The organism is Intrasporangium chromatireducens Q5-1, from assembly GCF_000576575.1.
GTDB classification, from domain to species: Bacteria; Actinomycetota; Actinomycetes; order Actinomycetales; family Dermatophilaceae; genus Intrasporangium_A; species Intrasporangium_A chromatireducens.
On record NZ_AWQS01000185.1, the window covers coordinates 1 to 7444 of the forward strand.

Below are 7444 nucleotides of genomic sequence, written 5' to 3' on the forward strand. Positions count from 1 at the left end.
TCCCCGTGCCGGCGATCCCCGACATGAGCCTCGGCCTGCTGCGCGCCCTCGCCGGTCCCGCGCTCGCGGTGGCCGCTCTGGCCGCGATCGAGTCGCTGCTCTCGGCCCGCGTGGCAGCCTCGCTGCCTCGACCCGACAGCGGACCAGGGCGCGCAGCCGACTCGGAGGTGGCGCGAACCCGTCGCTACGACCCGGACCGGGAGCTCGTGGGCCAGGGCCTCGCGTCACTCGCGAGCGGGCTCTTCGGTGGCCTGCCCGCGACCGGCGCCATCGCGCGCACCGCCGTCAGCGTCCGCGCTGGTGCCCGGACCCGGTTGGCGGCGGTGACGCACTCGCTCGTCATCCTCGGTGTGATCTATCTCGCGACCGGTCCGGTGTCGCGCATCCCGATGGCTGCCCTCGCGGGCGTGCTCATGGTCACCGCGACCCGCATGGTCTCCGTGCGCACCATCAAGGGGGTCCTTCGCTCCACGCGCACGGATGCGCTCGTCCTTGTCGTCACGGCCGCCGTCACGATCGCGGTCGACCTCATCGAGGCGGTCCAGGTCGGCATCGTCGTGGCGGCCTTCTTCGCCCTGCGCTCGGTGGCCAAGGCGACCGTGGTCCACCGCGAGCCGTTGCCCGGTCCAGCCGAGCCGGGCGACGAGCACATCGCCCTCTACACGTTGGACGGGTCCATGTTCTTCGGCGCAGCCGAGCGGATCGGCTCCGAGATCGCCTCAGACCAGCAGGCCAGGGTGGTGGTGCTGCGGCTCTCGCGGCTGCGGGTCGTCGACGCGACGGGGGCCCACGCGCTGACCGAGCTCGTCGCAGGCCTCGAGCGGCAGGGGATCGTCGTGCTCATCAAGGGAATCCAGGCTCGGCACCTCACGCTGTTCACGAACGTGGGGGTGCTGGACGAGCTGCGGCACGACGCGCACCTGTTCGACAGTCTCGAGCCGGCGTTGGCGCACGCGCGGGACCACGTCCGCGGCGAGCACGACTCCCCGCAGGGAGAGCTGGCCCGCGCAGCGGGCTAGCGCCAGTCGCGAGCCACGGGCTAGCGCCAGTCGCGAGTCGCGGGCTAGCGCCAGTCCGCGAGCCCTCAGGCGGCGTGGCGTCGGCCGTTCTGGAGCTTGCGGACCGCGCGGTTCGACCGCACCACGGTGTCGGCGTCGAGCCGAGCGTTCCTCGGCACCTGCATCCCCGCGCCGATCCGGACCCGCGTCCCGAGGCGGGCCCCGCGTCCGACGACCGCTTCCGCGCCGACGTGGGAGGCCGGGCCGACCACGGCCCCGGAGCGGACGACGCCGCCGTCCTCGATCCACGCGTTGCTCTCGATGCGTGCCCCGGCCTCGACCCGGGCACCGCGGTCGACGTAGGCCGCGGGACCGATGTACGCCGATGGGTCCACGTCCGCGGTGGCCTCGACGAGACCGTCGCCGTTCACATGGTGGAAGTAGCGCAGCAGGGTGCCGTCGTTCTCCTCGAACTCCACAACCTTGCGCTTGTCCATCGGATGCCACCTTCCGTCGATCGGGACCAGAATGACGCCGCGCGCACCCAGGGCTCGGATGCCGGCGTTGCCCGCCCGGTGCCCACCGGTTGGCTGGGCGAAACCTGCCAATTTGCCGCGTCCCGAACCGAGGGGGAGGCCTGTGAGCGACACCCGGCCAAGCGGCATACCGTGGCCGTCATGGAATACCGATACCTCGGCAACAGCGGACTCAAGATCTCAGAGATCACGTACGGCAACTGGCTGACCCACGGCTCGCAGGTCGAGAACGACGTCGCCGCACAGTGCGTGCGCGCCGCCCTCGATGCGGGCATCTCGACCTTCGACACGGCCGACACCTACGCCAACACGGCAGCCGAGACGGTTCTCGGCGAGGCCCTGAAGAACGAGCGACGCGAGAGCCTGGAGATCTTCACGAAGGTCTACTGGCCCACCGGCCCGGGCGGCAAGAACGACACCGGCCTGTCCCGCAAGCACATCATGGAGTCGATCAACGGCTCTCTCCGTCGGCTGCAGACCGACTACGTCGACCTCTACCAAGCGCACCGGTACGACACGGAGACGCCGCTCGAGGAGACGATGCAGGCCTTCGCCGACATCGTCCGACAGGGCAAGGCGCTCTACATCGGCGTCAGCGAATGGACCGCGGACCAGATCCGCGAAGGGGTCCGGCTGTCAAAGGAGCTCGGCTTCCAGCTCATCTCGAGCCAGCCTCAGTACTCGATGCTCTGGCGCGTCATCGAGCCGGAGGTCGTCCCGACGTGTGAGGAGCTCGGTGTCTCCCAGATCGTCTGGAGCCCGATCGCCCAGGGCGTGCTCACCGGCAAGTACAAGCCGGGCCAGCCGCCGCCCGCCGGGTCCCGCGCGACGGACGAGAAGGGTGGCGCCGACTTCGTCAAGCGCTTCCTGCGCGACGACGTCCTTGAGCGGGTCGAGCAGCTGGGGCCGATCGCCGATGACGCCGGACTCACGATGGCCCAGCTCGCCGTCGCGTGGGTGCTGCAGAACCCGAACGTCGCCGCGGCGCTCGTTGGCGCCTCCCGCCCAGAGCAGGTGAGCGAGAACGTCAAGGCCGCTGGTGTGAAGCTCGACTCCGCGCTCATGAAGCGCATCGACGACGCGCTCGGTGACGTCGTGGTGCGCGATGCCGGCAAGACCGCAGAGCTCGCGCCCAAGGGTCGCGTGGCCTGACCGAGCCGTATGACGCTGAGCCGGCTTCGCGGTGCGAGGTCGGCTCAGCGCGTGTTCGGGCGCGGCGAGCGGCTGGCTCACTGACCGGAGCCCGCGAGGAGGTGCGCGGCTCTGCTGCTAGCTGCCCTCCTTGACCTCGAAGATGTGGTCGGCGACGAGCCCGTGCGCCTCACGGTGCACCGTGTTCGCGGCCTCCGCGTCGGGCGCTTCGACCAGGCAGAAGATCTGGCCCTTGGCCTCGTCGACCCAGTAGCGCAGGTAGTTGACGTCGTGGGCGCCCTGCGTGGCCAGGTCTGCCGCGTGGGCCTTCGCGACGTCGTCCATCGTGACCCCGTCACCCAGTGCGTGCACATCCATGAACAGCGGCATGGGAACCGCTCCTTCCCTCGTGGTGGTGTGCCTCCACTCTGGGAGCAGGCCGTGGGGCCGCGCATGGGTGGCGGCTACCCATCTTCACGATGTCCGAGTCGCTACCCAGATGGCGCGGATGCCGTAGACGGCGTAGCGGGCGGAGATGGCGCGGGCTCCGTGCTGGCCGGGGTGGCAGCCAGGGCGCGGCGAGAGTCGACCCCCAGCTTGGCGAGGATCGCCGCGACGTGGTGCTCGGCAGTGCGGCGCGCGATGACGAGGTGCGCGGCGATCTCCGCGTCGGTCATGCCCCGAGCGACGAGCTCCGCAACCTGTGACTCGCGTGGCGTGAGCCCGGCGGGGTGCTTGCCGACACGACCGCTCGGCGCCGGACGGACGCGCTGGCCGAGCCGGCGAAGGTCGCCGCGAACACGGGCAGCGGCGGCAGCCGCGCCCATCCCGTCGAAGATGTCGATGGCCTGCTGCATCCCGTCGGGGTCACCGCTGCGGGCCAGCGAGAGCCCCTGGTCGAACGGGGAGTCGAGCTCCGCCCACAGGCGGGCCGCCTCGTCGTAATGGCCCGCGATCTCCGCGGCGTAGGGAGGTGCCACCTCTTTGCCTGCCGGGTCCTGCTGGGCCTGCGGGACCCACCGCAGGACGGCGCCGCGGTTCCAGCGGCAGTCGGCGGTCTGGACGAGATCGGCGACCTGCCGGGCTGTCGCCGCCGCGTCGCAGTCGCGCCCCGCAATCCAGGCGAGCTCGCAACGCAGCGCGGCAACGGGTGCAACGGCCTGCACCTCTCCGATGCCGTCGGCAAGGCGTTGGGCCCGCGCGACGAGATCATCGCACCCGCTCTCACCCCGGCGGCCGCGCACGTGGGCCAGCGCGATGAGCGGGCCGAGCCTGGCGCTGCTCGGCAGGGCGGGATGGGCGAGGACGGCTTCCGCGTGTCGCACGGCGTCCTCCAGCCGTCCGCGGTTGACCTGGAGCTCGGCGTCGATCGCGACGAGATAGCTCGTCCACGAGTCGAGGTCGCGCTCGGTGCAGTAGGCGATCCCCTCGGTCAGGTGATGGCGCGCGTCCTCGTGTCGGCGCTGCACCGCGGCGCTCGAGGAGAGGTTCACGTAGGCGCGCGCTGCATGCTCGTGGAGCTCTCCCGCCCGAGCGAGGCCGAGACTCTCCTCGAGCATTGCCACACCATCCGGCACCTGGCCGGCCACGACCTCGATCGTGCCGAGGTTGTTGAGGGCATGGGCGCGCAGCTCGGTCCGCGCGCGGCCCTCCGCCAGGGAGTCGACGACCGCGAGGGTCCGCGCGCCCCACCGTCGAGTTGCCTCTGCGTCGCTCGACAGCATCCGCAGCTGGGTCATGTTGCTGTAGGCATAGGCGAGCTCGGTCGTCGGAGGACCCTCGAGGAGCTGCAGCGCCCGCCCCGCGGCGGCCTCCGCGTCGGCGTTGCGGCCCTCGAACCAGAGCAGACGGGACAGGCATCGCCACGCGTCGCCGACCTTCGTCGTGTCTCCGCGGTCCTCCCAGATCCGTCGGGACTCCTCGATCGCGTCCGCGGCCTCGGCGGTGCGGCCGGTGATGTAGAGCTCGTAGCCGAGCGCCCACTTCAGCTCCGCGACCGCGTCGTCGCTTCCCTCCGGACGGGGCAGCTTCGCCATGTGCCGCAGGGCGCGCTCGAACTGGCGGGCCGCCTCGCGGTGGGCGCCGAGCTCAGAGGCGGACCGGCCCGCCGCGGTGGCGTGCTCGACGGCGGCGGGGCTGAGGTCGCCGGCATCGGCGTGGTACGCGAGCCGCGACTGGTCGGCTGCACGGACCTGCAGCGCCCGGTGGAGCCGACGGTGCAGGTGGATCCGTCGGCCGACCGGGATCTCCTGCGCCACAACGATCCTCGCCAGCTCGTGACGGAAGGTGATCGCGCCGTCGGACTCGACCAGCAGCCCCCGAGCCAGCGCCTCGTCCAGGGCAGTGAGGCCGCCTCGGAGCAGCTCCTCCAGCAGGTCGACGTCTGCGCGTGGCCCCGCGAGCGCGACGATCTCCAGTGCCTGTTGTCCATCGGGGGAGAGGCTCGCCAGCCGGGCCAGCACTGCGTCCCGGCACTTGTCAGGGATCACATCCAGGCCGCTCGAGAGGACCTCGGTGACATAGAAGGCGTTGCCGTGGGTGATCTCGTGCAGCCGCGCCGGGTCGATCGCTCCGCCACTCTGCTCCCGGCGTTCGGCGACGAGGGCGGCGACGCCGCGGGCTGACAGCGGAGGCACGTCGACTCGGCGCGTGCCGGTGGCCGAGGCAGTGACCCCGAGCAGCACGCGCAGCCCATAGTTGCTCTCGACGTCCTCCGGGCGGAACGTGACGATGACCAGGGCGCTACACGTGTGGATCCGGCGCGCGAGGTGCAGGAGAAGGTCGATCGTGGCCTGGTCGGCCCAGTGTGCGTCCTCGACGACGAGCAGGTATGGCGCGTCGGTCGACACCTCCCGGAGGGCGGCGAGGACGTTGGCGAAGACGTCGGGACGAGCAGCGCCTGCAGGCCACACGCCCTGGGGCAGGGCCGGAAGCAGCTCGCGCAGTGGCGCAAGGGGAGATGGGGTCGACGACCCGTCGCAGTAGGCGAAGCCCACCCGAGCCCGCCCGGCGGATCCTTCCGCGAGGGCGTTCACCAACGCCGACTTGCCGACGCCTGCCTCGCCTGAGACATAGACGAGACGGCCGTGACCCGCCATGGCGTCATCGAGGTAGAGGCCAAGGCTCCGAAGCTGTGTCTCGCGCTCGACGAGGCCCATCGCCCGAGTCTACGTGCGTGCCGGCCAGCCGGGCCTCGATGGCGAAATCGGGGAGGGACGCGGAGACTGGGCGCCATGGCTGAGGTCACTCTGCGTTCGCGCACGGGCCGGGCGGTCCTGGGGGCGGCCGTGCTCGGGTCGGGCATGGCGCTGCTCGACGGCACCGTCGTGAACGTGGCGCTCGTGCGGATCGGCAACGACCTCGGCGCGAGCCTGCAGGACCTGCAGTGGGTGACCAACGGCTACCTGCTGAGCCTCGCCTCGCTCATCCTGCTCGGTGGGTCGCTCGGTGACCGTTATGGCCGCCGACGAGTCTTCGTGACCGGTGTGGTCGCGTTTGCCGTGGCGTCGGCCCTCTGCGGTGCTGCACAGAGCCCCGGCCAGCTGATCGGCGCGAGGATTGCCCAGGGGGTCGGGGGAGCCCTCCTGACCCCCGGCAGCCTGGCCCTGATCCAGGCATCCTTCGTCGAGAACGACCGAGCCAAGGCCATCGGCACATGGTCTGGCGTGAGCGGAATCGCCTCTGCCGTCGGTCCCTTCGTCGGCGGCTGGCTGATCCAGTACGCGAGCTGGCGGTGGGTCTTCCTCATCAACGTGCCCCTGGCGGGGGCGACCGTATGGGTGAGCAGAGCGGTGCCGGAGAGCCACGACACGGAGTCGACGGGCCGGTTCGACGGGTTCGGCGCGGCGCTCGCGACCGCGGCCCTTGCGATCACGACCTACGGGCTCATCGAGGCGCAGGTGATCGGCGGAGGGTGGACGGCAGTGGTCATCGCGGCTGGAGTGGCGACCGGTGCCGCGTTCGTCGTCGTGGAGCGGCGGACGCGGACCCCGATGCTGCGCCCAAGTCTCTTCCGGTCCCGGGTCTTCACCGCGGCAAACCTCATGACGCTGCTCGTCTATGCCGCCTTGGGGGCGGTGATGTTCTTCCTCGTGCTGCAGTTGCAGGTCGTCCTGGGCTACGGGCCGCTGCAGGCTGGCCTCGCCACCCTCCCCGTGACGGTCCTCATGCTCCTGCTCGCAGGCAAGGGTGGCGAGATCGGCACCCGGGTCGGGCCGAGACTGCCGATGACGATCGGGCCGCTCGTCTGCGCGGTCGGCGTCGCCCTGCTCGCGGGGGTGGGTGCGGAATCGAGCTATTGGTCGCACATCCTGCCCGGCGTCGTCGTCTTCGGGCTCGGCCTCTGCATCCTGGTGGCCCCACTGACCGCGACCGTCCTCGCCGCCGTGCCCGACCGGTTCGCCGGCATCGCCAGCGGCGTCAACAACGCTGTGGCCCGGGCCGGCTCGCTGCTCGCCGTCGCCGCGCTACCAGCCGTTGTCGGGCTCGGCGGCAAGGACTACCGGAAGCCCGACGAGTTCTCGCACGCCTACACGGCGAGTATGTGGATCAACGTCGTCCTGCTCGCCGCGGGAGGAGTGGTGTCGTGGCTGCTCATCCGCAATCCCTCGACGTGCAACGACAGCGGACTGCACCGACCGCACCCGCACCCCGAGCAGGCGGGGCCGCCGATCCGCGGTGGCGCGGTCTGAGGACGGTCGCGGGCGTGGTGTCGGTGCTGATCCTGGGCTGACCGAGGTCAGGTATGGGTTCTGGAAGCGGTTGATGCGGCATTGTCGG

The 7444-nt window shown here is 71.2% G+C and carries 6 protein-coding genes; 3 read left to right on the plus strand and 3 right to left on the minus strand.

Going from position 1 to position 7444, the window contains the following annotated elements:
* Window positions 1-1019: SulP family inorganic anion transporter (locus tag N864_RS16765; RefSeq protein WP_034719475.1), on the plus strand; the 1019-nt coding region annotated here is incomplete at its 5' end.
* Between the two features lie 65 nt (window positions 1020-1084).
* On the opposite strand, the gene N864_RS16770 is transcribed toward N864_RS16765, so the two are convergent.
* Entirely contained in the window at window positions 1085-1495 is a 411-nt protein-coding gene (locus N864_RS16770; protein WP_051518713.1) for a hypothetical protein, read from the minus strand.
* Window positions 1496-1675: 180 nt separating this feature from the next.
* Between N864_RS16770 and N864_RS16775 the strand changes: the two genes are divergently transcribed.
* Window positions 1676-2686 carry an aldo/keto reductase family protein gene (locus N864_RS16775; RefSeq protein ID WP_034719478.1) on the plus strand — a complete coding sequence of 337 codons (1011 nt, stop codon included), beginning with the start codon at window positions 1676-1678 and terminating at the stop codon, window positions 2684-2686.
* Window positions 2687-2803: 117 nt separating this feature from the next.
* Here the strand turns inward: N864_RS16775 and N864_RS16780 are convergent, their stop codons facing one another.
* The gene (locus N864_RS16780) at window positions 2804-3055 is read right to left on the minus strand and encodes a DUF4242 domain-containing protein (RefSeq protein WP_034719481.1); all 252 of its coding nucleotides are present in this window, start codon (window positions 3053-3055) and stop codon (window positions 2804-2806) included.
* 101 nt (window positions 3056-3156) lie between these two features.
* The gene (locus tag N864_RS16785; protein WP_051518714.1) at window positions 3157-5823 is read right to left on the minus strand and encodes an ATP-binding protein; all 2667 of its coding nucleotides are present in this window, start codon (window positions 5821-5823) and stop codon (window positions 3157-3159) included.
* A 75-nt stretch (window positions 5824-5898) separates the two neighbouring features.
* Here N864_RS16785 and N864_RS16790 point away from each other — a divergent pair, with 75 nt between their 5' ends.
* Window positions 5899-7356 carry an MFS transporter gene (locus N864_RS16790; protein ID WP_081793967.1) on the plus strand — a complete coding sequence of 486 codons (1458 nt, stop codon included), beginning with the start codon at window positions 5899-5901 and terminating at the stop codon, window positions 7354-7356.
* The last annotated feature ends 88 nt before the right edge of the window (window positions 7357-7444 follow it).

What these genes read in the sequence shown, in the direction of transcription:
- N864_RS16770 (WP_051518713.1), bottom strand. Translation starts at nt 1,495, where the DNA reads ATGGACAAGCGCAAGGTTGTGGAGTTCGAGGAGAACGACGGCACCCTG.
- N864_RS16775 (WP_034719478.1), top strand. Translation starts at nt 1,676, where the DNA reads ATGGAATACCGATACCTCGGCAACAGCGGACTCAAGATCTCAGAGATC.
- N864_RS16780 (WP_034719481.1), bottom strand. Translation starts at nt 3,055, where the DNA reads ATGCCGCTGTTCATGGATGTGCACGCACTGGGTGACGGGGTCACGATG.
- N864_RS16785 (WP_051518714.1), bottom strand. Translation starts at nt 5,823, where the DNA reads ATGGGCCTCGTCGAGCGCGAGACACAGCTTCGGAGCCTTGGCCTCTAC.
- N864_RS16790 (WP_081793967.1), top strand. Translation starts at nt 5,899, where the DNA reads ATGGCTGAGGTCACTCTGCGTTCGCGCACGGGCCGGGCGGTCCTGGGG.